We start from the raw sequence: 25,443 nt of genomic DNA, 5'->3' as shown, positions 1-25,443 counted from the left end.
TGAGTTGCGTCGGGAGAACACATGAAAAAGCTTTCCAACATTGTCACGGCCTTCCTTTTTGCTGGCCTCTTCGCCTCAATCGCCGCCGCCGATGACGTCAGGGTCGGCGCCATAGAGATCCGACAGCCGCAGGCGCGTGCCATGGTACCGGGCGCCAAGGTGGGCGCCGGCTATATGAAGCTTACCAACACCGGTTCCACCGATGACCGCCTGATCAGCTTGACATCCGACAGGGCGATATCAACAGAGATCCATCAGATGAGCGTCACCAACGGGGTGATGACCATGCGGCCCGTCGCCGGTGGGCTCGAGGTTCCAGCGGGACAAACCGTCGAACTGAAACCGGGTGGCTATCACCTGATGTTCATGGATGTATCAAAGCCTTTCAAGGCGGGCGAGACGATCAAGGCGGTCATGACTTTTGAAAAGGCAGGTAAGGTCGAGGTCGAATTTGCTGTCGGCGGTGCGGGGGCAAATTCGCCCTCAACGGACCACCACACAGACATGTCCAAGCCGCAATAGGTCGGTCGACAGTTCTGCTAGCCAACGCACTACAACCACGACCCGAATAGAAGGCCTGAAAATGTCAAAGCTCTCCCGTCTGACCGCGCTCTCCGCCATTGCTCTCGTGGGCATTGCCGGGCAGGCCCTCGCGCACGCCCATCTGACCAAGAGCGTACCCGCTGACCAAGCAGTTGTCGCAACCTCCCCGGCCGAAATCGACCTGCATTTCTCAGAAGAACTCAACGTCAAGTTCTCCGGTATCAAGATTACCGGGCCGGGCAAGGCCGCCGTCAAGGCGGGAGAGCCTGCTTTGATGGACGAGGGCAAGACGTTGATGGTTCCACTTCCCGAAAAGCTTGAACCAGGGGTCTACACACTCGAATGGCATGTCCTTTCGACGGACGGCCACAAGACGAATGGCACCTATAGCTTCACGGTCAAGCCGTGACACCAGACGCTGCACTTGTCCTGTGCCGCTTCCTGTTTGATAGCTCCGCCATCTTCCTTTGGGGGGTATTTGCCTGCCTATCCTGGCTAATACCAGCAGAGCTCGCTCAACCAGTCTTCCAGCGACTTCGGAACTGGCTCACCTTCGCGCTATTCCTGATCACTGGCACGACTGTATCGATGTTGCCTCTGCGCGCGGCAACGATCGGGGAAGGTTGGGCCGATGCGCTAAAGCCTGACATGCTACTGTCCATTCTGACCGACACTAATGTCGGGCAGGCCTGGATCCTTCAAGCCTGCGCCGCGGTTCTACTGATAGCGTCGTGTCTGATGCGTTTGGGGAACCGGATCTCCGCGATCATCGCCGGATTGCTGCTGGTTACTCTGACAATCAGCGGCCATGCCGCAATGAACAGCGGCTGGCTACGGGCGCTGCACCGGCTGAACGATGGCCTCCATCTCCTGTCTGGCGGCTTCTGGATCGGGGGACTGGCGCCCGTCCTGGTGACATTAGCGATGCTCCGCGATACACGATGGCAGAAGGCCGCACGCGCAGCACTGATGCGATTTTCGTCCGCCGGACATGTGGCGGTCGCAGTGGTGATTGCGACCGGAATCATCAATACGATCCTGATCGTCGGATCCCCTCCCCTGGATTGGCGGCTCAACTACCAGCTTCTGCTCAGCGTCAAGATTCTGTTCGTATGCCTCCTCGTCGCACTTGCGCTCACCAATCGTTACCTCCTTGTGCCGCGGCTCGCGCGCAATCCGTCGCTTCGACCCTTGATCCGCGTGACCACCGCAGAACTAGCGCTGGGCTTTGCCGTTCTCGGCCTTGTTGCCGTGCTCGGCACGCTGCAACCGATCTGAGCGTCAGCGGCACCCGGATGATCTACGTCAAATGACGGTGGCTCCGATTTTTTGCTTTATCCCACGAACTCGTCGTGCCATTTTCCGCCCTGATATTTGCAGATAATCAGGGGCACACATGTTTTCAAAGACCACCAAATTTAACGCCGCGCTTGCCGCCTGCGTCCTTGCGCCCTCCCTGGCTTTCGCACACACCGGGGTCGGACAAACTGTTGGCTTCGTTCACGGCTTCAGCCACCCGATCTCAGGCCTCGATCACGTTCTCGCCATGGTTCTCGTCGGGATCCTTGCATGGCAGCTTGGAGGTCGCGCACTTTGGCTTGTCCCGGCAACCTTCGTGACCGTGATGGCCGTTGGCGGCACACTCGGCATGATGGGCATCGCCGTTCCTTTCGTCGAGGCCGGAATTGCCTTTTCCGTCATCGTGCTTGGAGCCGTCGTCGCGTTGGGAATCAAGGCTCCGGTCGCTATCATGGCGGGCGTTGTTGGCCTGTTCGCGATCTTTCATGGTCACGCGCACGGCTCGGAAATGCCGGCCGCGGCCGGAGGCCTTGCCTATGCAGCGGGTTTCATGCTGGCAACGGCAGCATTGCACATTGCCGGCATTGCTGCAGGCTTCCTGATTGGCAAGGTCAGCGAGCAGAAGGGAGCAATTGTGATGCGTTCGGCCGGCGGGATCGCCGCGCTGGCTGGTGTAGCGCTGTTCACTGGTCTGGTCTGACACTTAGCTGCCCGGTCAGGACCGGGCAGCCTTCATCTCACTCCAATGCCAGCCGTTAATCCCCCATCAATGCGGTGATCTGAGCCGGTAATGAATGCGGCCTTGTCGGACGCGAGAAAGGCCGCGAGCGAAGCAACCTCTTCCGGCTCCCCGATGCGGCCAAGCGGATGTGCTTCGCCGAAACGTTCAAAGACGGCATCGACGTCCGCATCCTCTCCCTCGAACATGCGTGCCGCCAGTTCAAGGATCGGTGTGCGTACCGAGCCAGGACTGATCGATACGACCCGAATCCGGTCATCGGCAAAATCGATCGCCATTGCCCTTGTTAGCGCGTGGATCGCGCCCTTCGACGCGACATAGGCCGAAACACCGCGCTGGCACGCAAACCCCTGCACACTTGAGATATTGATGATCACGCCGCCCCCACGTTTACGCATCTCCGGGACGCCGTGCTCCGCTGTCAGATGAATGGACCCGACATTGACAGCCATGCAATGCATGAAGGTCTCGAAGGGCGTATTCGTGGCATTGCCATAGGGATGCACGGCCGCCGAATTGACGATAATGTCGATACCGCCAAAGTCAGCTACGACTTGTGCAAAAGCGTCACGGACGCTTGCAGGCGCCGAGACATCGGCATGGATCACGCGTATCCGCAACCCAGCTGCGACAGCAATCTCCTCAAACTCTCCGTTCGCCCCACTATCAATTCCAAGCGAGGCAACGGAGGCACCCTCCCGTGCAAGATACAATGCAATCGCGCGTCCGATCCCTGACGTCCCCGTGACGATCGCAACCTTGCCGCTGAATTCTCCCATAAAGGCTCTCCATGCTCTTATCGCGTTATTCGGAAATAAACTCGAGGCCCGCACTCAAATGTCGATCCATGTGATAGACGAAGCCGATCCGGTCGCGACAGCGGAGCGCCTGGAGGATGTCCTTGTGTTCGACGACAACCGTCTGCAACGCCAGTCGCTGCGATTTTCCTGCCAGCATCAGCCGCTGAATGACCGGTTTCAGCATTCCGTAGGTCTCCGACATCGTGCGATTCCCAGCCGCATCCACCAGCAGGCGGTGAAACTGGAAATCGAGCTCTGATGCGCGCTCAGCGTCCTCCGCTGTCAGGATCGCCGCGTTAACTGTTTCCAGTTCAGTCAAGGCCGCTTCTGTGAGGTGTTCGGAGAGAAGATCGAAAAGGTTCATCTCCGTCAGTCGCCGATATCCCTGTATATCGCGAAATGCATCAACTGAAATCTCCATGGCAAAGGAGAAAAGGTCGCGCATCGCATTCTGATGCTGGTCAGTCAGAACCGCGCCAACCTTCTGCCTGGATTCGGCAACACCATATGCTTTCAACGTGCGGAAGGCCTCGCGCACAGTATTACGGCTCGAATCGAACATTTCTGCCAGCTCAGCCTCGCTCGGCAATACATCGCCCACTCCAAGACCGCGCTCACGGATGAGAAGCCGGATTTGTCGGACGACATCATCGACTGCCGAGCCGCGACTGCTTGTCTCCATTCCAACGACCTCCGTTTCCGCAAAGCTAATATGTTGGACTTAATTTGGCAATGTATCGTTCTTCTCTGGCTCTTTACAACAATACAGCGCTTAATTGCCCAACATTTAATACGGGGGATGAAATGCTCGAGAGTTGGCGCTGGTTTGGACCGCAGGACCCAGTCACGCTGTCGCACGCCCGTCAGGCAGGTGCGCATGGTATCGTGACAGCCCTCCACCATCTTTATGATGGCCGTGTCTGGACCCCGGATGATATTGCCGAGCGGATGGCGCTTGTCCGCAATGCCGGCATGGTCTGGTCAGTCTGCGAGTCCATTCCCGTCAACTCCGCCATCAAACTGCGCAACGAGAACTGGCGCCGCTATGTCGACGCGTGGAAGCAAAGCCTCGCCAACCTCGGCAAGGGCGGCGTGCCCGTCGTATGCTACAATTTCATGCCGGTCGTTGACTGGACGCGCACCAATCTACTCTACCCTACCCCGGTCGGCGGACTGGCTCTTCGCTTCGACATGATCGATTTCATTGCATACGATGCCTTCGTACTTAAACGTCCTGGTGCGGAAGCAGGTTATGAAGGAGCCCTTGTCGAAGCCGCTCGCAAGCGGCTGGAGGGCATGAGCGAACACGATGTGGAAACCCTGGAAAGGAACATCATCGCCGGTTTGCCGGGTGGCGAGGACAGTTATACCCGCGAAACGATCCGCAGACACATCACGTCCTTTGACGACCTTTCGGACGACGATATGCGCAGCAATCTCGTCGAGTTCCTCAAGGAGGTCGTGCCAGTCGCTGTCGAAAACAATGTTCGCCTTGCAATCCATCCGGACGACCCGCCATTCTCGCTGTTCGGGCTGCCTCGCGTCGTCTCGAAGACGGAAGATCTAGATGTCCTTTTGGCAGCGGTCGATCACACGGCCAATGGCATAACCCTTTGTGCCGGGTCCTATGGCTCGCGCCATGGCAACGACGTGGTTGCCATTGCTGACCGCTTTGCTGAGCGGATCCATTTCGCCCACCTGCGCAACGTGAGCAAGGAGCCCGATGGCTCTTTCATAGAATCAGAACATCTTGCTGGCGACGTCAACATGGTGTCACTGATCTCGGTCCTTCGCCGCGAGGAGCGCCGTCGGGCGGCATCCGGCAGGACGGACAGCGTCATTCCGATGCGTCCCGACCATGGCCACCTTCTGATCGACGATCAGACGAAGAAGGTCAATCCGGGTTACTCGTGCATAGGCAGGCTCAAAGGCCTGGCGGAACTGAGGGGTGTGATTGCAGCGGTGGACCAGCTTGACGTTCAGGCTGCGTAGGCTACCGGCTTGCCGTGGCTCGGGCCTCAAGTGCATGCCTTAGCGAGTTCTGCACGATCGAAGGCGTCGTTGGCTTGCTGACGACGCCAAGTGCTCCCTGCAACCGCCCGGCGACTGCTTCGGGATTGCCGGTCATGAAAACCACCGTCACGCCGAACTCCTCGACGAGACGTCGCCCGATATCAGGCCCTGTCGCTCCGTCAGCGAGGTTTACATCGACAAACGCGATATCCGCGCAAGGAGCCAGTCTCATTGCTTGCTCCTTGTCGCTTGCAAGTCCGACGACATCGAGCCCCATGTCCTTGACAATCGATTCAAGGTCGACGGCTATCAAGAACTCGTCCTCAACGATCAATACGCCTTGAGTAGCGAGCTCGTCCATCCGCGATTTGGTTTCGACACGACTGTCCATAAATCATCCCTGTTCATTCATTCCAGGAAACTGGTTAGGCCCAACTGTATGTTGGCGGATAAATAACGGGGCTTGTGGCGATATGTTCCGCACTGGAGCGAAATAGTTTAGCGGCAAATCGTTGTTAACATTGACAAATTGTTAACACGAACCGCAATGTCCGTAAGGCCTCTAAAATTCTGCCGGGATATCAACCGGTTATCCAGAAGGATAAAACCCTGCAAAACGCAGGTTTCGCACCACAGACACCGACCACCTCACCACAATCCAAGGCAGTTATTACGAATAACGACAACCTAGAACAGGTTACAGGCGTTGCAGAAAGAGGCGGCTCTTATCCACCACGACCATTGATATCGAAGGATTAAAGAATTTTTCCCCATGAGACTTGGGGTCCTGACGTCAATAATTACCTCTAAAGTGGGACTGGGCAAAATTCGAGCAGACAGCAAAATTCTACAATTTCGATGGCCTCAACATCATTTTGGACAGAGCTTTGAGCATGAATTGGCACCCTGGGATTGGCGACCCAACGGTTAGCGGATGGATTGCAGCTGTCTTGTACCTGATTGCGAGCATCAACTGCTGGAGAACTGCGGGGGCTGTCTGCCTTGAGAAGCAAACCCGCTATTCGGATGTCGGCCTTTGGCGCGTCATCTCCGTTGCTTTTCTCTTTCTCGGTATAAATAAGCAGCTTGACCTTCAGTCTGCTCTGATGGAAATGGGCAGGGTCGTCTCGAGATCGGGTGGCTGGTATGAGCAACGTCGGACGCTGCAAGCCATCTTCACTGTTGTCGCTGTGGTCTTTTGTCTGGCCGCGACCCCAGCAATTGCTTCCCGAGCCAGAAAGTCTCCATTTCAAGCGCGGCTTGCCTTGGTCGGTTCAACGTTCGTACTCGCGTACGTGATAATCCGCACGGCATCTTTCAACCATTTTGACCGCTTCATCAGCAACCGCTACTTGGGCTTCGAGTGGAACTGGATCCTGGAGATAGCCGGGATAGGTATGGTTCTGCTTGCTAGCGAATGGCGACGAGTAAACGCACAAAAGGGGAGGACTAATCGTGCCTCGAGCTAGCGAAGCAGGATTCGGCTCGGCTCGACGACAAAAGCACCTTGCTCCAGTTTGGCACGCCCCACGACTCGGTTGTGCTCGAGTTGACAACCGCCCATGGAGTGCGGAGAGTGCAGCGGATTTGCGCCAGCATCTTGGGGGGACCAATGCCCGTACGCGCGTTTTTTGCCATCACCGCCATTGTCCTTTCATCTATCTCCGTGAGCCTTCCAGCCTTCGGCGCGGACGCAAAGCGTGAGATACAAACAATTCAGGACGCTGATTACTTCGGCTTCGATCTGCGCACCGAACAGAATCTCACACTGGATCAGTGCAAGGCATCCTGCATCGGTGACAGGTCCTGCAAGGCCTTCACCTATAATCCGAAGGTGAAATGGTGCTTCCTGAAGTCCGACTTCAAAACGATGAATGCCTTCCCCGGTGCCATTGCGGGCAAGATCGTCGAGACGACGGCTGCCGCAAAACCAGAGCCAGACATCGGCGCTGCCCCTCGTCTCAGTTTCCTCTCCGGCGATGTGATCCAGCAAGCGCGCGATGACAAGACAAATCTTGAAGTGGCCGACGATCAGCAGGGCCAGAGCGCCGATAGTCTGATCGCCAACGGGCGCCTCGACCTGACAGCAGGCAATGCCATCGATGCGGTAAAGTCCTTCCGCAGTGCGCTCGCTCTCTCCCCCGAAAACGCTGATCTATGGCTGGAAGCGGCCCGTGCTGGTGATAGCTTCGTCAAGACCGACGACAACAACGGTAGCGACATTTACGGACAGGCTGTGCTTGCTGCCATAAATGGCTATGAGTTGACACGCACGACGTCGGGTCGCGCCGAGGCACTTTCCGTCCTTGCTGCTGCGCTTGAGAAGAACACCAATTATCGCGCCGCCCTCAACGCCTACAAGGCAAGCCTGGCGCTGGTGGACTCCAAGGAGGTCCAGGCAGCGTTCCTGCAGTTAATATCAACACAGGGCTTCCGGATTACCGAACACACTGTTGACACAGACAGCGCCAATCCGCGCGCCTGCGCGACATTTTCCGAGTCCCTTGTGAAGACCCTCGACTACACGCCTTTCGTGACGCTGAACGGGGTTGCCCCCAAGGCTCTCGAAACCAAGGACAAGCAGGTTTGCGTCGAGGGTCTGACCCATAGCGAAAACTACAAGATCACCTTCCGGACTGGCCTACCCTCTTCGGTCGACGAGGTCCTCGAGGCCCCGGTGAGCCTCGATATCTACGTCAAGGACCGGACAGCAAGCGTGCGCTTTACCGGCGACAGCTTCGTGCTGCCGTCGACGGCGCGACGCGGAATACCGATCGTTTCGGTCAATATGACCGCCGCCAATCTAAAGCTCTACCGCATCGGCGATCGAGGCATCGCCCCGCTTCTGACCAGCTCGCAGTTCCTTACCCAGCTCGACGGCTATAGCGCACAACGGATCGAAGATGAAAGCGGGGAGCTTGTCTGGCAAGGTTCGATCGACCTTGCCAACGACCTGAACAAGGACGTCGTCACCAGCTTCCCGGTGGACGAGGCGCTGCCTGAACGCAAGCCTGGCGTCTATGTGCTGACCGCAACGGCCCAGAACGCCCCGAGCCAGGACTGGAATGCGCAGGCCACACAATGGTTTGTTGTCTCTGACATTGGGATCACGACCTACGCGGGAACAGATGGCCTCAACGTGTTCACCCGTTCACTCGCCTCGGCAAAGCCGCTCGCTGGCATTCAATTGCAGCTCCTGGCGAAAAACAACGAAGTGCTCGGAACAGCAACAACGGATGAGAACGGCCAGGCGACATTCACGGCAGGCCTCATGCGGGCAACGGCTGCCCTGACGCCTGCAGTGATCACGGCGAAGAATGGCAGCGCAGACTACGTCTTCCTTGATATGACGCGTGCTGGTTTCGACCTCTCGGACCGCGGTGTAACCGGACGAGCCTCGCCGGGCGCCATCGACGTTTTGAGCTGGACCGAACGCGGCATCTACCGCGCCGGCGAGACTGTTCATGCAGTTGCGCTTGCCCGCGATACAGATGGCAACGCCATCTTGAACCTGCCGCTCACCTTCATTTTCCTGCGTCCCGATGGGGTCGAAGACCGCCGTGTCGTCAGCCAGACCAGCAATGTCGGCGGTTACGCGATCGACCTGCCCGTTCAGGAAAACGCCATGCGCGGCACCTGGACGATGAACATTCACACCGACCCAAAAGGCTCTCCCATCGCCACGAAGACCTTCCTCGTCGATGACTTCGTGCCCGATCGCACCGACATGGAAATCACGACCGAAGCTAAGGTCATCGGTCCTGAGACGCCCGCGACGATCAAAATCAACGGCAGGTACCTCTACGGCGCGCCAGCCGCAGGGCTTTCGCTTGAGGGCGACGTCGTCATCAAGCCAACGCGGCAGGCAGACGCATTCCCGGGTTACTTCTTCGGCCTCGCTGACGAGGATGCGAGCGAGGACACACGCCAGACCATCGAAGGCCTTCCCGTGCTCGATGAGAAGGGTGAGGGTATTACGGAACTGACTGTCGGTGATCTGCCAGCAACGACCCAGCTTCTCAATGCCACGGTCTATGTCCGTATGCAGGAAGCCGGTGGCCGTGCCATTGAGCGTTCCCTCGTTCTTCCCGTCAAAAACGAGGGTCCGGCAATCGGTATCAAGCCAGAGTTTTCCGGCGACCTTGGCGAGAATTCGATCGCCAACTTCACGGTCATCGGAGTTGATGCAGGCGGCAGCAGGCAGGCAATGAGTGGCCTGCGTTGGAAGCTCTATAAATTGAACCGCGACTATCAATGGTATCGGGACGGCACCGCCTGGAAATACGAGCCGATTTATACTGCCGAGCAGGTTGCCAATGGCAATATCGACGCCTCCGTCGACGGAGGCAAGATATCTTCTGCTGTTGCCTGGGGGCAATATCGCCTCGAAGTTGAAAGCACAGAGACAGATGGCCCCGTTTCCAGTGTCGAATTCGATGCGGGCTGGTTCGTTCAGGCGACATCGACAGAAACACCTGACGGGCTTGAGATCGCTCTCGACAAGGACAGCTACAAGGTTGGCGAAACAGCCAAACTCAAGGTCTCGTCGCGATATGCCGGCGAATTGATGATCGCGGCTGGCACCGAAAGTCTCGTCGCCGTTCAGAACGCGCCGGTTGGAGAGAATGGCGGCGAAGTCGACATTCCGGTTACCTCCGATTGGGGTGCGGGAGCGTATGTAACCGCAACGTTGTTCCGCCCCGGTGATGCACAAGACAGTCATATGCCGATGCGCGCCATTGGCGTGAAATGGCTGAAGGTGGACCCGGTCGACCGTGCACTGCAGGTCGCGATCGATGCACCGGAGAAGATGCTACCACGAGCGCCGCTACCGATCACGCTTGCGGTTGCCGGTGCAGGAGCAAATGAGGACGCCTACGTGACAGTAGCAGCTGTTGATGTTGGCATTCTCAATCTGACACGATACGAGCCTCCAAATCCTGAAGACTGGTATTTTGGCCAGCGTCAACTGGGCCTTGAGATCCGCGATCTTTACGGGCGGCTGATCGACGGATCGCTCGGCGCCACCGGTAAACTTAGAACCGGCGGTGATGGCGGCGCAGTCGCCCTCCAGGGAAGCCCCCCAACGCAGAAGCTGGTCGCCTTCTTTTCCGGTCCCGTGAAACTGGGTGCCGACGGCAAGGCCCTTGTCACCTTCGACATGCCGCAGTTCAACGGCACTGCACGCGTCATCGCGGTCGCCTGGTCTAAAACCGGCGTTGGCCATGCAACAAAGGATGTCGTCATCCGGGACCCCGTCGTCGTGACGGCAAGCATGCCACGCTTCCTTGCCCCAGGAGATACCTCGGAGCTTCGGCTGGATATTGCCAACACGGACGCACCGGCAGGTGACTTCAAGCTGACAGTTGCAGGCAACGAGGCGGTGGACATTGCCCAAGCCTCGCAGACGATCCGCCTTGAGGCCGGCGCGAAATCGGCCCTGACGCTTGCCGTCACCGCCAAGCAGCCAGGGAATGGCAGCGTTTCGATCAATCTTTCCGACGCAGCAGGCCTGTCGCTGGACCAGACGGTCGAAGTCCCTGTCCGACCCGCTGTTTTGCCTATGACCGAGCGCCGGGTTCTGGCATTCAATCCAGGCACAAAGCTCACTATCGACAAGGCGTTGTTGGCAGACAGCGTGCTACCAGGTGCCTCAGTCAGCGTCAGCGTCACACGTTCGGCCGCCTTCGACATTCCCGCCCTCATGATGTCGCTTGACCGCTATCCGTTCGGCTGTGCCGAGCAGACAACGAGCCGTGCCCTGCCGTTGCTATATTTGAGCGAGCTTGCTAGGCAAGCTGGCCTGGATGATGACGCCGATATAAAGAAACGCGTTCAGGACGCCATCTACCGCGTGCTTTCCTATCAGGCCTCGGCCGGCAGCTTCGGCCTTTGGGGTCCCGACAGCGGCGACCTCTGGCTCGATTCCTACGTGACCGATTTCCTGACCCGTGCTCGCGAGCAGAAATACGACGTTCCTGATCGCGCGTTTGTACAAGCGCTTGAAAACCTCCAGAACGCACTGAGCTACGACGTCAACGTCAAGGACCAGGGCGACCAGATCGCCTACGCGCTCTATGTTCTCGCCCGCAACAAGAAGGCGGCGATCAGCGATCTTCGCTATTATGCCGATACAATGATCAACGACTTCCCAACGCCACTGGCCAAGGCCCATATCGCGGCAGCGCTAGCGCTCTATGGCGATGCGACCCGATCGAGGAACATCTTTGTCGACGCCCTGCAGATGTCGGAACAGTCGCTGATCACACGCGTCAATCTCTCTAGAACAGACTACGGTTCGATCCTGCGCGATGGTGCCGCAATTCTTGCGCTTGCCGCCGAAAGCCGTCCGGTTCCACCCGTGGTGCCTGAACTTGCCAAGTCCGTCGCCAAGGAATGGAACCGCAGCAAATACACCAGCACCCAGGAGCAAGCATGGATGCTCCTTGCCGCACGCGCCATTCAGGGCGGCGATGACTCGATAAGGATCGATGTGAACGGCGCGCTGCACAACGGCGCCTACATGGCGAAGATGAGCGGCGAGGCATTGATGGGTAACGCGCTGACGCTCACCAATCAGACCGGCGAACCCGTTTCGGCGGTCGTGACGACCGTCGCCGCCCCAGTCGTGCCACCACCAGCCGGCGGCGATGGTTTTGCCATCGAGCGCACTTACTACACGATGGACGGCGAACCCGCGAACGTGACCGAAGCGAAACAAAACCAACGCTATGTCGTTGTCCTTCACATCACGGAAAGCAATAACTGGCCATCGCGCATCGTCGTTACGGATCTGCTGCCGGCGGGCTTTCAAATCGACAATCCGAGCCTCGTCGACAGTGCGCAACTTACGAACTTCGACTGGATCGGCGAAGTGACAGCCGCCCACACCGAATTCCGTACCGACCGGTTTGTGGCCGCGTTCAACCGCTCTGCGGACGACAATCGCGAAATCAACGTGGCCTATGTCGTACGGGCGGTTACGCCCGGCACCTACGATCATCCGGCTGCCGTCGTCGAGGACATGTATCGACCAGTGCTTTCTGCGCGCACTGCGACTGGCAAAATGGAGGTTACCGCAGCGCAACCATGAAACTGACGAGGAAACTTGCAATCGTCAGCGCCGCCGGCATTGTCCTTGCCGGCGCGGGGGTTTTCCTGCTTGACGCCGCGGACCGGGCCTATCCGCCCCCGCTTGATAAGACCGATACCGTATCGGTGGAAGTGCTGGACGCCGATGGCCAGTTGCTGCGCGCCTTCGCAACGCCTGAAGGTCTCTGGCGACTTAAGACAACTGCCGGCGATGTCGACCAGCAGTTCATCAAGATGCTTGTCGCATATGAGGACCAGCGATTTTACAGTCATGGCGGTGTCGATCTGCAGGCAATCGGGCGTGCCGCTATCCAGCTTTTGACCAACGGTCGCATTGTATCGGGTGCATCGACACTGTCGATGCAGGTCGCCCGGCTGATTGAACCCCGCCAGGGACGGTCGTTGTCGGCCAAATTCCTGCAGATCGTGCGCGCGGTCCAGATCGAGCGGCGGCTGTCCAAGCAACAGATCCTCGATCTCTACCTGACCCACGCCCCCTATGGCGGCAATCTCGAAGGTGTGCGCGCAGCAAGTCTTGCCTATTTTGGAAAGGAGCCGCGACGGCTGAGCGTCGCCGAGGCAGCACTTCTTGTCGCCCTGCCACAATTGCCCGAAAAGCGACGCCCGGACCGAAATCTTGCGGTTGCTAAGGCGGCCCGCGAAAAGGTGCTGAAACGTGTCGCGGTCGCGGCTGCTGTTGGTGAGGGCGAGGCGGCGCGCGCAGAACTGGTGGCTGTGCCGGAGAAACGCCTGGCGCTGCCTGCGCTCGCGGCGCATGTGGCTGAAGCGGCCCGGCGCAAGGATGCAAATGCCAAAAGACACGAGACGACGCTGAAGAAGTCAGTGCAAGTGGGGCTCGAGAGCGTTGCCCGTGCTGCCGCTTTCAAGATTGGGCCGAAGTTATCGATCGCGATGGTCATGGCAGACGCACAAACGGGTGATATCATCGGTGAGGTCGGTTCGGCCGATTATTTCGACGCCAGCCGCTCGGGCTGGATCGACATGACCCGGGCCAGCCGTTCGCCCGGCTCCACACTGAAGCCCTTCATCTACGGGCTTGCCTTTGAAGAAGGCCTGGTCAGCCAGGAGACGATCATCGAGGATCGCCCGGCCGATTTCTTCGGTTATCGCCCGCGAAATTTCGACATGACCTATCAGGGCGACGTCACCGTACGTGAAGCCTTGCAACTGTCCTTGAACGTTCCGGCCGTGAGGTTGTTGGATGCCGTCAACCCGGCAAAGCTGTTGATCCGCTTTCGCCGCGCCGAAGTGCGCCCACAGTTGCCTCCAAATGAAACGCCGGGACTCGCCATTGGGCTCGGAGGGCTTGGCATCACCCTGAAGGACCTGGTGCAACTCTATACCGCGCTTGCAAATCGCGGCCAACCAGCCCGCATCGGCGACGGCGTCAATGAACACCCGGGCAAGCTCGACGGAGAGACCCTTTTGAACCCGGTGGCCGTTTGGAATGTCGCCGACATTCTGTCCGGCGTCATTCAGCCGCCCGGCGCTCCGAAACGAGGGATCGCCTACAAGACCGGCACGAGCTACGGCTATCGCGATGCCTGGTCCGTCGGCTACGACGGACGCCACGTTCTCGGCGTTTGGGTCGGCCGTCCGGACAATGGAGCGGTGCCAGGATTGACGGGTTACGGAACGGCTGCCCCCATCCTGTTCGAAGGCTTCGCAAAATCGGGGATCGCCACCACGCCCCTGCCCCGTGCGCCATCGGGAGCAATGCGGATCGCACAGGCGCAATTGCCGATCAGCCAGCGTCGTTTCGCCATCACCCAAAGCGGTCTGCTGGCAACGTCGGGTCGCGAGCCGGCACCACAGATCGTCTACCCTCCCGAGGGTGCGCGTGTAGACCTTGGTGCGAAGAGGGGCGTACTCTCACCCTTGATGCTGAAGCTGCAGGGAGGGCGTGCGCCATTCCGCTGGCTTGCCAATGGCAAACCGCTGCCTGATATAACCAGACGTCGCACCAACCAGTGGATTCCGGATGGTGGCGGCTACTCGAAGCTCACGGTGATCGACGCCATGGGGAGGGCGGCGAGCGTGGGCGTTTTCGTCGAGTAATCCTTCATCGAAAGGACCGCTTTTTGCCGCTGAACCCGAAACCGATCCGAGCCTTTTGCCGCACCCATCTACTGAAGAGATTTTTCGCTTGACCTTCCAGTTGCTGGAAGGTTCATAAGGTTATCCACTGCCGGATCGGGCAAAGGAGAACCGCATGGACAGCAGTCCGGACCATTCCCATCACAATCATACCAATTGCAATCACCACCACAATGACGACCACCCAGCCACGGACGCCGTTGTTCGCGATCCCGTATGCGGGATGACCGTTGACCCCGCAGCTGGCAAGCCCTCGCTTCAGTATGACGGGCAAACCTACCACTTCTGCTCGGACGGATGCCGGAGAAAGTTCGAGGCAATGCCTCAGGACTACCTGACTGCGAAGGATCCTGTCTGCGGGATGACTGTCGAGCGCGCCAGCGCCCGGCATTTCGCAAAGCATAGTGGCGAGAAGTTCTATTTCTGTTCCGCTGGTTGCAAGGCAAAGTTCGAAGCCAACCCTGCCGCCTATCTCGACGGGATCGGTCCTGCGTCGAAACCGGTGCCAAAGGGAACACTCTACACATGCCCTATGCACCCCGAAGTTATAAGCGATCATCCAGGCGATTGCCCAAAATGTGGCATGGCGCTGGAGCCGATGGGGGTTCCGCCCGCTGACGAGGGCCCGAACCCCGAGCTGGTTGATTTTACGCGCCGGCTTTGGGTCAGCAGCCTGCTTTCCGTTCCCCTATTGGCAATCAGCATGGGTCCGATGGTCGGCCTTCCCCTGCGCGATTGGATCGGCGAACCGGAAGCGACGTGGATAGAGCTCGCCCTCGCCACGCCCGTTGTCCTATGGGCGGCCCTGCCGTTCTTCCGTCGTGCCTGGGCTTCGCTCGTTAATCGCAGCCCGAACATGTGGACCCTGATCGGGCTCGGCGTTGGAACAGCATATCTTTACAGTGTCGTTGCAGCGATCGCGCCCAATATCTTCCCGCACACCTTCCGGGGCCATGGGGACGCTGTTCCGGTCTATTTCGAGGCGGCCGCCGTGATTGTCGCTCTCGTCTTCGTCGGCCAGGTTCTGGAATTGAAGGCAAGAGAGAAAACTGGCTCAGCCATACGCGCACTGCTGGATCTTGCCCCAAAGACTGCACGACGTCTCAATGCCGACGGTTCGGAAGTCGACATTGCCGTTGATGACATCCAGGTGGGCGATCATCTTCGTGTTCGGCCAGGCGAGCGCATCCCGATTGACGGTGCCGTCGTGGATGGGCAATCGACCGTCGACGAGTCGATGATCACGGGCGAGCCGATTCCGGTTGAAAAACACAAGCGCGATGCCGTCACTGGCGGTACGATCAACAAGAACGGCAGCCTGGTTATGATCGCCGAGAAAATCGGTGCCGACACGACTTTGGCGCGCATAGTCGACTTGGTCGCAAAGGCACAGCGATCGCGCGCACCCATACAGGGAGCCGTCGACCGCGTTTCGGCAATCTTCGTTCCTGCCGTTGTTGCCGCCGCCGTGATTGCCTTCATTGCCTGGACCGTTGTCGGTCCCGAGCCCCGAATGGCGCATGCGTTGCTCGCAGCAGTTGCCGTACTGATCATCGCATGCCCCTGCGCACTCGGCCTGGCGACCCCGATGTCGATCATGATCGCAACAGGCCGGGGCGCCCACGAGGGTGTTCTGATCAAGGACGCCGAAGCACTCGAACGCTTTGCGCGCGTGGACACGCTGATCGTTGACAAGACGGGAACGCTTACGGAAGGAAAACCCAGGCTTACTGATGTCGTCGCGCTTGGCAGCATCGAAGACACGCGCCTGCTGAAGCTTGCAGCCAGCCTTGAGCGAGGATCCGAGCACCCTCTGGCCGAGGCCATCGTTTCCGGTGCACAGGAGGGCGGCGTCGATATGAGCGACGTCAGCGACTTTGAATCTAGAACCGGCAAAGGCGTCGTCGGCAACGTCGACAACGCAACAGTAGCGCTTGGCAATGCCGCCATGATGGAAGATCTCGGCATCGACGTTGTCATTGTCGCGGAACAGGTTCGTTCGCTGCGCGATGGCGGCAAGACAGTCATGTTCGTGGTTATTGACAACGAGCTTGCCGGCTTTGTTGCCGTTGCCGACCGCATCAAGCAGACCACCGCCGCCGCCATCAAGGCGCTGCACGAGCAGGGTCTGAAGATCATCATGGCAACGGGGGACAACGAGCGCACCGCCCGCGCCGTCGCAAAGAGCCTCGGCATTGACGAGGTTCGCGCCGATATCCTGCCGGAGGGAAAGAAGGATCTGGTCGACGAGCTGCGAGCCAATGGGGCAACAGTCGCCATGGCAGGTGACGGCGTCAACGACGCACCAGCGCTTGCCGCAGCCGACGTGGGCATCGCCATGGGCACAGGTGCTGATGTTGCGATGGAGAGTGCCGGCCTGACGCTCGTCAAAGGCGACCTGAACGGTATCGTCAGGGCGAGGAGACTTGCAACGGAGACAATGCGCAACATCCGGCAGAATCTCGGCTTTGCCTTCGGCTACAACGCACTCGGAGTGCCTTTGGCAGCTGGTGTCCTCTATCCCGTTTTTGGACTGTTATTGTCGCCAATGATCGCGGCGGCCGCAATGAGCCTGTCGTCTGTCTCCGTCATCAGCAATGCGCTGAGGCTGCGGCTTATCAAACTATAGGAGATGCCATGAATATCGGGCAAGCAGCGGACCAGTCCGGATTGGCGCCGAAGACAATTCGTTACTACGAGGATATCGGTCTTATCCGCCCCACCCGGGGCGGAAACGGCTACCGCGACTATGCGCAGACTGACGTTCACAAACTGCGCTTTTTGCAGCGGTCACGCGGGCTAGGCTTTTCCGTAGAGGAATGCCGTCAGTTACTGGCACTTTACGAAGACAAGGGGCGGGCGAGCGCTGACGTGCGAGAATTAACCCAGGCAAAGCTGGCGGAGATCGACCGCAAGATCCGGGAGCTCACGGGGCTTCGTCGCACGCTTGAACACCTTGTCCATGCGTGCCACGGAAATGATAGACCGGAGTGTCCCATTCTCGAGGAACTCTCGGACGGTTGGCCCGGCCAAGCATAGGGTTGTCTCAGTGCCCTGACGCCACGGGCAGCAATCGCGAACCTGCTCATCCCGGCTCCACGGCCTTACTGATAAGTGAGCATCCTCTTGCCAGCAAAAATGCTCGGGGCGCGCTCAATCCTAGTCAAAATGCAACAGAAAAAGGCAATCGACTGCAGGCCTATTCGGCAGCCACCGAGAAATAATCGTTCCTTGACGAGGAGGCGAGCGCCAGTATCTTTGCCTCGGTCCTTGCGATCAACTCATAGAATTCGGCCTGCGCGTCCACGTCCAGCTGAATGACCGCATTGACATCATCGGGTGTGTCGCAAATACATGCGACCGCCGAGATAGGGCAGGTCCCTCCTGGATAGCGCTTGCCAGTACCGACGTATGCACGCCGACCCCATCGCTCGCTATATACAGTCTCCTCGCGGTCAATCTGCAATATGCTTCCTTTGCATGCGGTCACGATACCGGCTTTGCCGTAGGCAAACCAATGGTAGTTCAATTTCCGTAATATATACTTGCCAGTGATGTCGACTCCGTCGAGCTCAGCCGGGTCTTCAATCATCCTTATCATGGTGGGATCCTCAACTCTTGGCAGGGCACGTGAACTCGGGTCTGGCGCGCCCGTTGCGACACTTCATGGCTGCAAATCACACCACTAACCCAGGCGAAGGGTATTTCGCCGATATTACATGCTCGTGAATGTATAGGATTGATGAGCCGGCTGAACTTATACATTGGTGTAGGTGCAACCGCCGCCACCTGCCTCAGAGCAGTCCGGGCGCCGGACTAGCCGGTTTGGCAGAGCAAAGGTGGTCTGCCGCGTGCGAGCTTGGCTGCGCACGATTCGTTGGCTGACCTGCCCGTTTCTCGGCCGCTGGGCCGAGAAACGAACTCAATTAATGTATAATGTTTTGATTGCGCTCGGGCGCGGTTAGCGGCGGTAGCTCCAATTCAAACGGACTACAGGACATCGGACGTCAGGCTGTGAACCTCCGCGCATGTCCCTGATCGAGCCGGGAACAGTTGAACGCCCTCCCCTAAGGTATCAAGAGCAACTTGCCGGTCGTCGAGCGGCTTTCCATGTCTTTGTGGGCGCGGGCTGCATCAGCGAGCGAATAGGTTCCACCGATGCTGACTTGTAGTGATCCGTCTTCGATCCAACGAAAGAGCTGTTGCGTGCGTTCGCGAAAGAGTTGCGGCGTGTGGATATGATCAAAGAAGACCGCGTAGCCAATCTTGATGCTTTTCGGCAGGCTCATGATATCGAGCGCTCCCGGGCCACCAAGGACTGGTCCGTACCAGCAAAACGTGCCTGAGCGACGCAGCGCAGCAAGCGACCCCTCGAAGGTCCTGGGACCGGAGCCATCGTATACGACATGCACGCCGGTGCCATCGGTAAGACGCAGAACCTCGTCCGCAAAATGTCCTTCTGTGTCCACGATGACGTGTTCGGCGCCGGCCCGCTTCGCAGCGACGACCTTGTCTTCGGACGAAACCCGCCCGATCACGCGACCACCGCGCAGCCTGATGATCTGGGTCAGGAGCAATCCGACCCCGCCGGCCGCGGCATGAACGAGCGCCGTATCACCCGGCTGCACCGGATAGAAGTCCGTCGCGAAGTGACTGGCTGTAAGGCCCTGCATCATCACGGAGGCAGCCGTGCGGTCGTCGATGGAATCGGGAAGTTTGACAAGAGAATCTGCCGGTATCGAGTGACGCTCGGCATAGCTTCCCGGTGCATAGACCCAGGCGACGCGGTCACCGGGCTTAAAGGCAGCGACACCATCGCCAACAGCAAGCACGCGACCGGCCCCCTCGACACCGAGAATTTTCGGGTTCTGCATTTCCGTCCAGGCCATGCCCTGCCGCACGCCAATATCCATGAAGTTCACACCGGCAGCGGCTATATCGACGACGACGTGTCCAGGTCCCGCAACTGGTTCCGGACGCTCGACAAACTCCAACACATCGGCTCCGCCGATGCTGTTCATAACGACAGCTTTCATAGCACTTCCCTTTTCTTGACTAATCATTCCATTATTGCGCAAAATTTTTTGGTCTTCAGGTAATCGCCCGAATTGCCAACTGACCGAGTGACTGAAGATGGTCCCTGCCGGCGCCAGCGCGCACGGCGATGCGCATACCGGCAATGTTGGCAAACAGGAAATCGGCAACCGCTTCGGCCGACAGGCTTTTGTCCACATCTCCAGCCAATTGCGCCTCGCCAATTCGCTCGCACGCGGCGGCCTTCAATCGCCGGTCGGCAGCGTTGCGCAACGAGGACAGGTCCGGTCGGCTCTGGCCGAATTCACAGATGGAGTTTACGCCGAGGCAAGCCTTGCCGGCATTTTCGATCACCCTCAAGATCATTGCGCGGATCCCATCCAGGGCATTCGCCTCGCCGCGCATCACCGCGATGTGCGCACTGGCCTCGTCGGCCGAGTAGCGCTCGACTGCCAGGCAGTAGAGCTTCCACTTGTCCCCGAAGGTATCATAAAGGCTCTGCCTGCCGATTTTCATCGCACCTACAAGCATCTCCGTCGAGGTGCCTTCGAAGCCGTGCTCACGAAACACCTCGATCGCCGCGATCAGCGCCTCATCCTTGTCGAATTCCTTGGTCCTAGCCATGGAAGCGATATAGGGATACTGGAACGATCTGTCAATAATTAGATCCACCAAAAATTGACCGCCGTGTGTCGGCACTTCGATACGCCCCTTGACGATATCTCGCGGGCCGGGTGGTTCCCAGTTTGAGGGACCCGCGGGCACCTAGCCCCCTATCCAATCTCGTTCAGGCTTTGGCTGATCCGTTCGAGGCTGAGCATCGCCCGATCAATCAGGATTTCAGCAAAGCGATTTGAAGCGCCGATCTCTTCGGCATTTGCATCGAGTTCTCGAGATATCTTCGTTAGAACCCCATGCAAATCAGCTCTTCCAAGGCTCGATGCGCGCCACGCCAAAAGCAGCATTGCGCCAGAAATCGCACGGATCGCCTCCTGATTTTCCAAGCTCGGATCGAGAGTTGCATTAAGACCCTCACCAGAAAAAGAGGGCCGTACTACCGGCAGGCTCAAATTGGGAGGAGCGTCCATTGCCTTGCCTCGATTAGAGCGATGAGATGGCTTGCGTCTTTTGGGGAAGGAACGTCACTTGTCGATTGGGTCAGGACATGAGCGCCTTCAGGTGCATGCCTACCCGGTCTGGATAGCGGCATGGCCGTCGAGAACGACGCCCCGTATCGCGACACACAATCGGAGAAACCTCCCCCATGAAAGCGATCAGAGGGATCGGCGAGTGGTCTCGAAGAGGAACCACAGACGCCGTTCGGTTTCGTCGATCCAGTTTTCGATGAGGCTCGTTGTCGCATGATCGTCGTGGGACGAGGTCAGCTCATGTAGCTGTCGAAGGACGGAGACGAGTTGCTTGTTGTCATCGCGAAGCTCTGCCAGCATGTCTTCCGGCGTAACAAAATCCGCATCATTGTCGAGTAGCCGCTGCAGGCGCGCAATATGTCCGATCGAGCGCAGTGTCGTTCCACCGATCTTGCGTGCGCGTTCGGCGATGTCGTCCGTCATTGCAAATATCTGCGCGCCCTGCTCGTCAAGCATGAGGTGGTAGTCGCGAAAGTGTGGCCCCGAAACATGCCAGTGGAAATTCTTCGTTTTCAGATAGAGGGCGAACACGTCTGCCAGCAACGCCGTGAGGGCTGCTGCAATGTCCTGTGTCGCATTGGGCCCAAGATCGGTTGGCGTTGCGAGCGGAAGGCTGCGGGCGCTGGCGGCTGAGCGGGTAACCATAGTGACTTTCCTTTCTGGTGGACCGACTGCAGGCCGGCACGGTACGCGGCCTTTATCGCGGCAGAGAATAGAGAAGGTGACGCGCACGCCGAAATCGCCCGCTGGTGTAGGCCAGGCCATACCTAAGTGTAGTTACGCAGTCGATGGGACAGGATTAGTGTTCATTCATCGCCTCAACCCCTCAATGAGGCGGGTAGCGCACTTGCCGCTATCGGGCTCCGGCGTCCTCCCCTCCGCCCGAGCCTACGGATCCTCCCAAGGTCCGCAAAGGCCGTCTCCATCCGCCCGGAGACGGCCTTTTTTTGAGAACCGCTCGGAATTTCAAAAGATGACAAGGGCAAATGGTTCGAACCGATGCCCTCGTCGGACGATTCGCACAGCTCAGGTGCGCATCGTTGCGCTCTTTGCAAGACATCCTTGAAACCCAAGGAGAAAATGGCACCTAGCTCGTATGAGGGCATGACATGCATGGCAATATCTCCAATCTATCCGGAGCCTCAAGCACAAGCCACGCGAGTCTCGGGATCGTCGTCCTCAGCCTCATCGCCGACCTGACAATCGCCGCAATCAAATTCGTTGCCGCTAACATCTCGGGCAGCACCGCCATGTCGAGCGAGGGTGTTCATTCCCTAGTGGATGCCGGAACCGAGGTTATCCTCCTCTATGGCCTGCTTGCCTCGGGAAGGAGGGCCAATCCTGAGCATCAGCTTGGCTACGGCCGCGAACTCTACTTCTGGAACTTCGTCGTTGCCGTTTTGATCTTTGCGCTCGGCGCCGGCGTTGCTCTGCTCGCAGGACTTCACCAGCTCGCCCGACCGAAACCTATCGACAACGAGGCGGTCAGCTACATCGTGCTTGCCTCCTCTGCGGTCATAGATGGTGCAGCTCTCTGGGCCACGATCCGCCGTACCGGCGCCGGCCGCGGCAAGGACAGCCTGCTCCGGTTCCTACAACGGCGAAGAGATCCGACTGCGTCCACGATCCTGTTTGGCGGCGTTGCCTCACTGGTCGGCATTGGGGCAACGGGAGGCGGGATTCTTGCCTCGAGCATAACGGGTGATCCGCGCTTCGATGGCTTGGCTTCACTGGTGATCGCCGCCATCCTGGCGATCACAGCGTTTAAGCTTGCGGCCCAAAGCAAGTCGTTGCTGATCGGCGTTCCGGCCGATCCTTCCGTCGTTACCGCGATCATCGAGGACACTAGGAAAAACCCGACGGTCAAATGTGTAAACGGCATGATCAGCGCTCACCTGGCTCCAGAGCAACTGATGGTGGCGATGAGCGTTTGGTTCGAGGACGAGCTGTCCAAGGCCGGTGTAGAGCAGGCAATTGCCAATATTGAAGACGACTTGCGCCGGCGCCACCCCCAGATCATCGCCCTGTTCATCAAACCGCAGTCCCCAGAGCGATATCACGCACTAAATGGCCGGGGCATGCGCTATTCGCATGTGCGCATACCGGGCGAGCGATCGGTAACACCCTATGCCTCTGTATAATGGGCAGCGTCCACCAGCGTTGCTAGCCTGACAAATGATTGTGCCACTCAACTGCGGAACAGCACGAAGGAGCTTCGACATGAAGGATCAGCGTCCAGAAGGTATCGAGCAATACGATCAGCCAGCAGGTGGATGGGGCGCGCTCAAGGCGGTTGCCAAGACACTTGCGCATCAACAGGTGGTGGCACAGGGCACGTTGACTCTGCTGAAGGCCAACCAGCCGGAGGGCTTCGATTGCCCCGGCTGCGCCTGGCCGGACCCCAAGCACACCTCGTCATTCGAATTCTGCGAAAACGGCGCGAAGGCAATAACCTGGGAATCCACAGCCAAGCGGTCAGGACCGGAGCTCTTTGAGAACAATACGGTCTCCGAGCTGTGGAAGTGGTCTGACCATCAGCTGGAAGATGCAGGGCGGTTGACAATGCCGCTGCACTACAACGGCCAGACCGATCGCTACGAGCCGATCGAATGGGACGAAGCGTTCAAGCTGATCGCCATCGAATTGAACAAGCTCGATGACCCGAACAAGGCGGAATTTTACACATCCGGCCGCGCCTCGAACGAAGCGGCCTTTCTCTACCAACTCTTCGTTCGCGCCTTTGGCACCAACAACTTTCCCGACTGTTCCAACATGTGCCATGAGGCAACGAGCGTCGGGCTTCCAATGTCGATCGGGGTCGGCAAGGGAACCGTAACGCTCGAGGATTTCGACTACGCCGACGCTATCTTCAGCTTCGGTCACAATCCTGGCACCAACCATCCGCGAATGATGACGACATTGCACAATGCGTCGCGCCGCGGTGTGCCGATCGTCGTCTTCAACCCTCTTAAGGAGCGTGCGCTGGAGCGCTTCGCTGCACCTCAAGATCCCGTTGAGATGGTCACTCTTTCCTCGACGCCGATTGCCTCAGCCTATCACCAATTGCGAACGGGCGGCGACCTCGCTGCGCTGAAGGGCATGATGAAGGCCGTGTTTGAGCGAGATGCCACCGACATCGCTGCCGGCGGCCCAGGCGTCCTCGACCGCCCGTTCATCGACGAGCACACGCTCAGCGTTGAAGCGGTTCGCGCGGACGTGGAAGCGACCAGTTGGGATCAGATCGTTGCCGTCAGCGGCCTTGCACGAAGTGCAATCGAGAGCGCGGCCGACGTCTACATTAACGCCAAGAATGTGATTATTTGCTATGGCATGGGCATAACCCAGCACGCCAATGGAACAGGCAACGTCCAGCAAATTGCCAATCTGCTGATGCTGCGTGGCAACATCGGGCGTCAGGGCGCCGGGATTGCACCGATCCGCGGCCATTCCAACGTCCAGGGCGATCGCACCGTTGGAATCACCGAAATTCCAAACAAGGCATTGCTCGACGGAATGGAGCGGGCATTCGGCTTTCGTCCGTCCGGGGAAAAGGGTCACAATGCGATCGAGTCAGTGGAAGCGATCATCGCCGGTGAATCGAAGGCGCTGATTTGCCTCGGAGGCAACCTCGCCGTCGCAATGTCCGACCCGGAAGTCACCTGGAAAGGCATGCGCAAGCTCGATCTTGCAGTTCATATTGCCACCAAGCTCAATCGCTCCCACCTCCTGACGGCAAAGACCTCCCTCGTCCTGCCCTGCCTTGGACGGACCGATCTCGATACGCAGGCCTCCGGCCCACAAGCGGTGACTGTCGAGGACTCCATGTCCATGGTGCATGCCTCACGCGGCTTCCTGACGCCACCCAGTGCGGCCTTGAAGTCAGAACCCGCCATTATCGCCAACATCGCCAAAGCGACACTCGGCGATCGTTACGGCATCGACTGGGACGGGTTGATTGCCGACTATGACAGGATCCGGGAGAAGATCGAAGTGGTTTTCCCTGACTTCCATGACTTTAACAGGCGAGTGCGGGTGCGCGGAGGCTTCCGCCTCGATGTCGCCGCCTCATTTCGCCGATGGAACACCGAAAGCGGCAAGGCAAACTTCCTTGTCGCGGCCGGCCTCGACGAGGATCCACTGATCAAAAACCCGGACGCGCTGGTTCTCACGACGATCAGAAGCCACGATCAGTACAACACCACGGTCTACGGCCTGGACGACCGTTATCGCGGCGTCTTTGGCAGGCGTGACGTGATCTTTTTGAACAAGGACGATCTTAATCGCCTTGGCCTGAAGGACGGCGATCGCATCGACGTTCGCGGTCTCGTCGGCGCCAAGGAGGGAACACACGTCGTCCAGGGCTTTACGGCGGTTGAATACAACATCCCGAAAGGCTCGGCAGCTGGGTACTATCCTGAATTGAATGCTGTGATGTCCCTGCGCCATTTTGACCGTCTCTCGGGCACCCCCTCTTACAAGGGCGTGCCCGTCATGGTCGCGGCCAGCAACGGCTAAACCAGTACCCGTTAAGTACATGCTTTGCGTGTCATCGATGCGGGCGAGCCCAGTAGGGTTTGCCCGCATATCTTGCATCGCGCTACACGTTCCTCCCAGTGCACCTACACCTACGTATAATTCAACGCTCCAGCGTCTGGGG

At 58.6% G+C, this 25,443-nt stretch carries 20 protein-coding genes; 12 read left to right on the top strand and 8 right to left on the bottom strand.

From position 1 onward, the window contains the following. The first annotated feature begins 21 nt into the window (after positions 1-21). From JNB88_RS08775 to JNB88_RS08760, 4 genes are all read left to right on the top strand, one after another. Positions 22-522: a copper chaperone PCu(A)C gene (locus JNB88_RS08775; protein ID WP_220355115.1), complete on the top strand. Its 501-nt coding sequence runs from the start codon at positions 22-24 to the stop codon at positions 520-522. A gap of 61 nt (positions 523-583) precedes the next feature. Further along, entirely contained in the window at positions 584-952 is a 369-nt protein-coding gene (gene copC / locus JNB88_RS08770; protein ID WP_220355114.1) for a copper homeostasis periplasmic binding protein CopC, read from the top strand. After that, positions 949-1,821, top strand: coding sequence for a copper homeostasis membrane protein CopD (copD, locus tag JNB88_RS08765; RefSeq protein WP_220355113.1), 873 nt, complete (start codon positions 949-951; stop codon positions 1,819-1,821). Before copC ends, copD begins: the two co-directional genes overlap by 4 nt. Before the next feature lie 118 nt (positions 1,822-1,939). Then, positions 1,940-2,542: a HupE/UreJ family protein gene (locus JNB88_RS08760; protein ID WP_220355112.1), complete on the top strand. Its 603-nt coding sequence runs from the start codon at positions 1,940-1,942 to the stop codon at positions 2,540-2,542. Between the two features lie 32 nt (positions 2,543-2,574). Here JNB88_RS08760 and JNB88_RS08755 read toward each other — a convergent pair whose 3' ends face one another. Both JNB88_RS08755 and JNB88_RS08750 read right to left on the bottom strand, forming a co-directional pair. Next, positions 2,575-3,360, bottom strand: coding sequence for an SDR family NAD(P)-dependent oxidoreductase (locus JNB88_RS08755; RefSeq protein WP_220355111.1), 786 nt, complete (start codon positions 3,358-3,360; stop codon positions 2,575-2,577). Between the two features lie 25 nt (positions 3,361-3,385). Then, entirely contained in the window at positions 3,386-4,063 is a 678-nt protein-coding gene (locus tag JNB88_RS08750) for a FadR/GntR family transcriptional regulator (protein ID WP_220355110.1), read from the bottom strand. Between the two features lie 122 nt (positions 4,064-4,185). Here JNB88_RS08750 and uxuA point away from each other — a divergent pair, with 122 nt between their 5' ends. Continuing rightward, positions 4,186-5,373 (top strand): mannonate dehydratase, encoded by a 1,188-nt coding sequence (gene uxuA / locus JNB88_RS08745; RefSeq protein WP_220355109.1) that lies wholly within the window; start codon positions 4,186-4,188, stop codon positions 5,371-5,373. Position 5,374: 1 nt separating this feature from the next. Here the strand turns inward: uxuA and JNB88_RS08740 are convergent, their stop codons facing one another. Further along, positions 5,375-5,785 carry a response regulator gene (locus tag JNB88_RS08740; protein WP_220355108.1) on the bottom strand — a complete coding sequence of 137 codons (411 nt, stop codon included), beginning with the start codon at positions 5,783-5,785 and terminating at the stop codon, positions 5,375-5,377. Positions 5,786-6,287: 502 nt separating this feature from the next. On the opposite strand from JNB88_RS08740, the gene JNB88_RS08735 reads away from it, so the two are divergent. From JNB88_RS08735 to cueR, 5 genes are all read left to right on the top strand, one after another. Beyond that, entirely contained in the window at positions 6,288-6,863 is a 576-nt protein-coding gene (locus tag JNB88_RS08735; protein WP_220355438.1) for a hypothetical protein, read from the top strand. 143 nt (positions 6,864-7,006) lie between these two features. Then, complete coding sequence (locus JNB88_RS08730) at positions 7,007-12,487, top strand: alpha-2-macroglobulin family protein (protein WP_220355107.1); 5,481 nt, start codon at positions 7,007-7,009, stop codon at positions 12,485-12,487. Further along, positions 12,484-14,565, top strand: coding sequence for a penicillin-binding protein 1C (pbpC, locus tag JNB88_RS08725; protein ID WP_220355106.1), 2,082 nt, complete (start codon positions 12,484-12,486; stop codon positions 14,563-14,565). The genes JNB88_RS08730 and pbpC overlap by 4 nt, the downstream gene beginning before the upstream one ends. Positions 14,566-14,719: 154 nt before the next feature. Then, positions 14,720-17,233, top strand: coding sequence for a heavy metal translocating P-type ATPase (locus JNB88_RS08720; RefSeq protein ID WP_220355105.1), 2,514 nt, complete (start codon positions 14,720-14,722; stop codon positions 17,231-17,233). 8 nt (positions 17,234-17,241) lie between these two features. Further along, the gene (gene cueR, locus JNB88_RS08715; protein ID WP_037136772.1) at positions 17,242-17,643 is read left to right on the top strand and encodes a Cu(I)-responsive transcriptional regulator; all 402 of its coding nucleotides are present in this window, start codon (positions 17,242-17,244) and stop codon (positions 17,641-17,643) included. Positions 17,644-17,803: 160 nt separating this feature from the next. On the opposite strand, the gene JNB88_RS08710 is transcribed toward cueR, so the two are convergent. The 5 genes from JNB88_RS08710 to JNB88_RS08690 all read right to left on the bottom strand — a co-directional run bounded on the left by JNB88_RS08710 (position 17,804) and on the right by JNB88_RS08690 (position 21,431). Further along, complete coding sequence (locus JNB88_RS08710; RefSeq protein WP_037136775.1) at positions 17,804-18,205, bottom strand: hypothetical protein; 402 nt, start codon at positions 18,203-18,205, stop codon at positions 17,804-17,806. Between the two features lie 466 nt (positions 18,206-18,671). After that, the gene (locus tag JNB88_RS08705; RefSeq protein ID WP_220355104.1) at positions 18,672-19,640 is read right to left on the bottom strand and encodes a quinone oxidoreductase family protein; all 969 of its coding nucleotides are present in this window, start codon (positions 19,638-19,640) and stop codon (positions 18,672-18,674) included. A 55-nt stretch (positions 19,641-19,695) separates the two neighbouring features. Beyond that, positions 19,696-20,262 (bottom strand): TetR/AcrR family transcriptional regulator, encoded by a 567-nt coding sequence (locus tag JNB88_RS08700; protein ID WP_220355437.1) that lies wholly within the window; start codon positions 20,260-20,262, stop codon positions 19,696-19,698. 149 nt (positions 20,263-20,411) lie between these two features. Beyond that, positions 20,412-20,726 (bottom strand): hypothetical protein, encoded by a 315-nt coding sequence (locus JNB88_RS08695; RefSeq protein WP_220355103.1) that lies wholly within the window; start codon positions 20,724-20,726, stop codon positions 20,412-20,414. 186 nt (positions 20,727-20,912) lie between these two features. After that, positions 20,913-21,431, bottom strand: coding sequence for a Dps family protein (locus tag JNB88_RS08690; protein ID WP_037136782.1), 519 nt, complete (start codon positions 21,429-21,431; stop codon positions 20,913-20,915). Positions 21,432-21,895: 464 nt separating this feature from the next. On the opposite strand from JNB88_RS08690, the gene JNB88_RS08685 reads away from it, so the two are divergent. Continuing rightward, positions 21,896-22,927, top strand: a complete 1,032-nt coding sequence (locus JNB88_RS08685; RefSeq protein ID WP_220355102.1) for a cation diffusion facilitator family transporter — start codon at positions 21,896-21,898, stop codon at positions 22,925-22,927. 79 nt (positions 22,928-23,006) lie between these two features. Continuing rightward, positions 23,007-25,301, top strand: a complete 2,295-nt coding sequence (locus tag JNB88_RS08680) for an FdhF/YdeP family oxidoreductase (protein ID WP_220355101.1) — start codon at positions 23,007-23,009, stop codon at positions 25,299-25,301. The last annotated feature ends 142 nt before the right edge of the window (positions 25,302-25,443 follow it).

Source organism: Rhizobium cauense (assembly GCF_019511525.1).
GTDB classification, from domain to species: domain Bacteria; phylum Pseudomonadota; class Alphaproteobacteria; order Rhizobiales; family Rhizobiaceae; genus Rhizobium; species Rhizobium cauense.
This window is presented reverse-complemented; position numbering and strand designations above follow the sequence as displayed.

What these genes read in the sequence shown, in the direction of transcription:
- JNB88_RS08775 (WP_220355115.1), top strand. Translation starts at nt 22, where the DNA reads ATGAAAAAGCTTTCCAACATTGTCACGGCCTTCCTTTTTGCTGGCCTC.
- JNB88_RS08735 (WP_220355438.1), top strand. Translation starts at nt 6,288, where the DNA reads ATGAATTGGCACCCTGGGATTGGCGACCCAACGGTTAGCGGATGGATT.
- JNB88_RS08730 (WP_220355107.1), top strand. Translation starts at nt 7,007, where the DNA reads ATGCCCGTACGCGCGTTTTTTGCCATCACCGCCATTGTCCTTTCATCT.
- JNB88_RS08755 (WP_220355111.1), bottom strand. Translation starts at nt 3,360, where the DNA reads ATGGGAGAATTCAGCGGCAAGGTTGCGATCGTCACGGGGACGTCAGGG.
- JNB88_RS08695 (WP_220355103.1), bottom strand. Translation starts at nt 20,726, where the DNA reads ATGGACGCTCCTCCCAATTTGAGCCTGCCGGTAGTACGGCCCTCTTTT.
- JNB88_RS08700 (WP_220355437.1), bottom strand. Translation starts at nt 20,262, where the DNA reads ATGGCTAGGACCAAGGAATTCGACAAGGATGAGGCGCTGATCGCGGCG.
- JNB88_RS08740 (WP_220355108.1), bottom strand. Translation starts at nt 5,785, where the DNA reads ATGGACAGTCGTGTCGAAACCAAATCGCGGATGGACGAGCTCGCTACT.
- JNB88_RS08760 (WP_220355112.1), top strand. Translation starts at nt 1,940, where the DNA reads ATGTTTTCAAAGACCACCAAATTTAACGCCGCGCTTGCCGCCTGCGTC.
- JNB88_RS08720 (WP_220355105.1), top strand. Translation starts at nt 14,720, where the DNA reads ATGGACAGCAGTCCGGACCATTCCCATCACAATCATACCAATTGCAAT.
- uxuA (WP_220355109.1), top strand. Translation starts at nt 4,186, where the DNA reads ATGCTCGAGAGTTGGCGCTGGTTTGGACCGCAGGACCCAGTCACGCTG.
- copC (WP_220355114.1), top strand. Translation starts at nt 584, where the DNA reads ATGTCAAAGCTCTCCCGTCTGACCGCGCTCTCCGCCATTGCTCTCGTG.
- JNB88_RS08750 (WP_220355110.1), bottom strand. Translation starts at nt 4,063, where the DNA reads ATGGAGACAAGCAGTCGCGGCTCGGCAGTCGATGATGTCGTCCGACAA.
- pbpC (WP_220355106.1), top strand. Translation starts at nt 12,484, where the DNA reads ATGAAACTGACGAGGAAACTTGCAATCGTCAGCGCCGCCGGCATTGTC.
- JNB88_RS08685 (WP_220355102.1), top strand. Translation starts at nt 21,896, where the DNA reads ATGCATGGCAATATCTCCAATCTATCCGGAGCCTCAAGCACAAGCCAC.
- JNB88_RS08705 (WP_220355104.1), bottom strand. Translation starts at nt 19,640, where the DNA reads ATGAAAGCTGTCGTTATGAACAGCATCGGCGGAGCCGATGTGTTGGAG.
- JNB88_RS08690 (WP_037136782.1), bottom strand. Translation starts at nt 21,431, where the DNA reads ATGGTTACCCGCTCAGCCGCCAGCGCCCGCAGCCTTCCGCTCGCAACG.
- JNB88_RS08710 (WP_037136775.1), bottom strand. Translation starts at nt 18,205, where the DNA reads ATGATAAGGATGATTGAAGACCCGGCTGAGCTCGACGGAGTCGACATC.
- cueR (WP_037136772.1), top strand. Translation starts at nt 17,242, where the DNA reads ATGAATATCGGGCAAGCAGCGGACCAGTCCGGATTGGCGCCGAAGACA.
- JNB88_RS08680 (WP_220355101.1), top strand. Translation starts at nt 23,007, where the DNA reads ATGAAGGATCAGCGTCCAGAAGGTATCGAGCAATACGATCAGCCAGCA.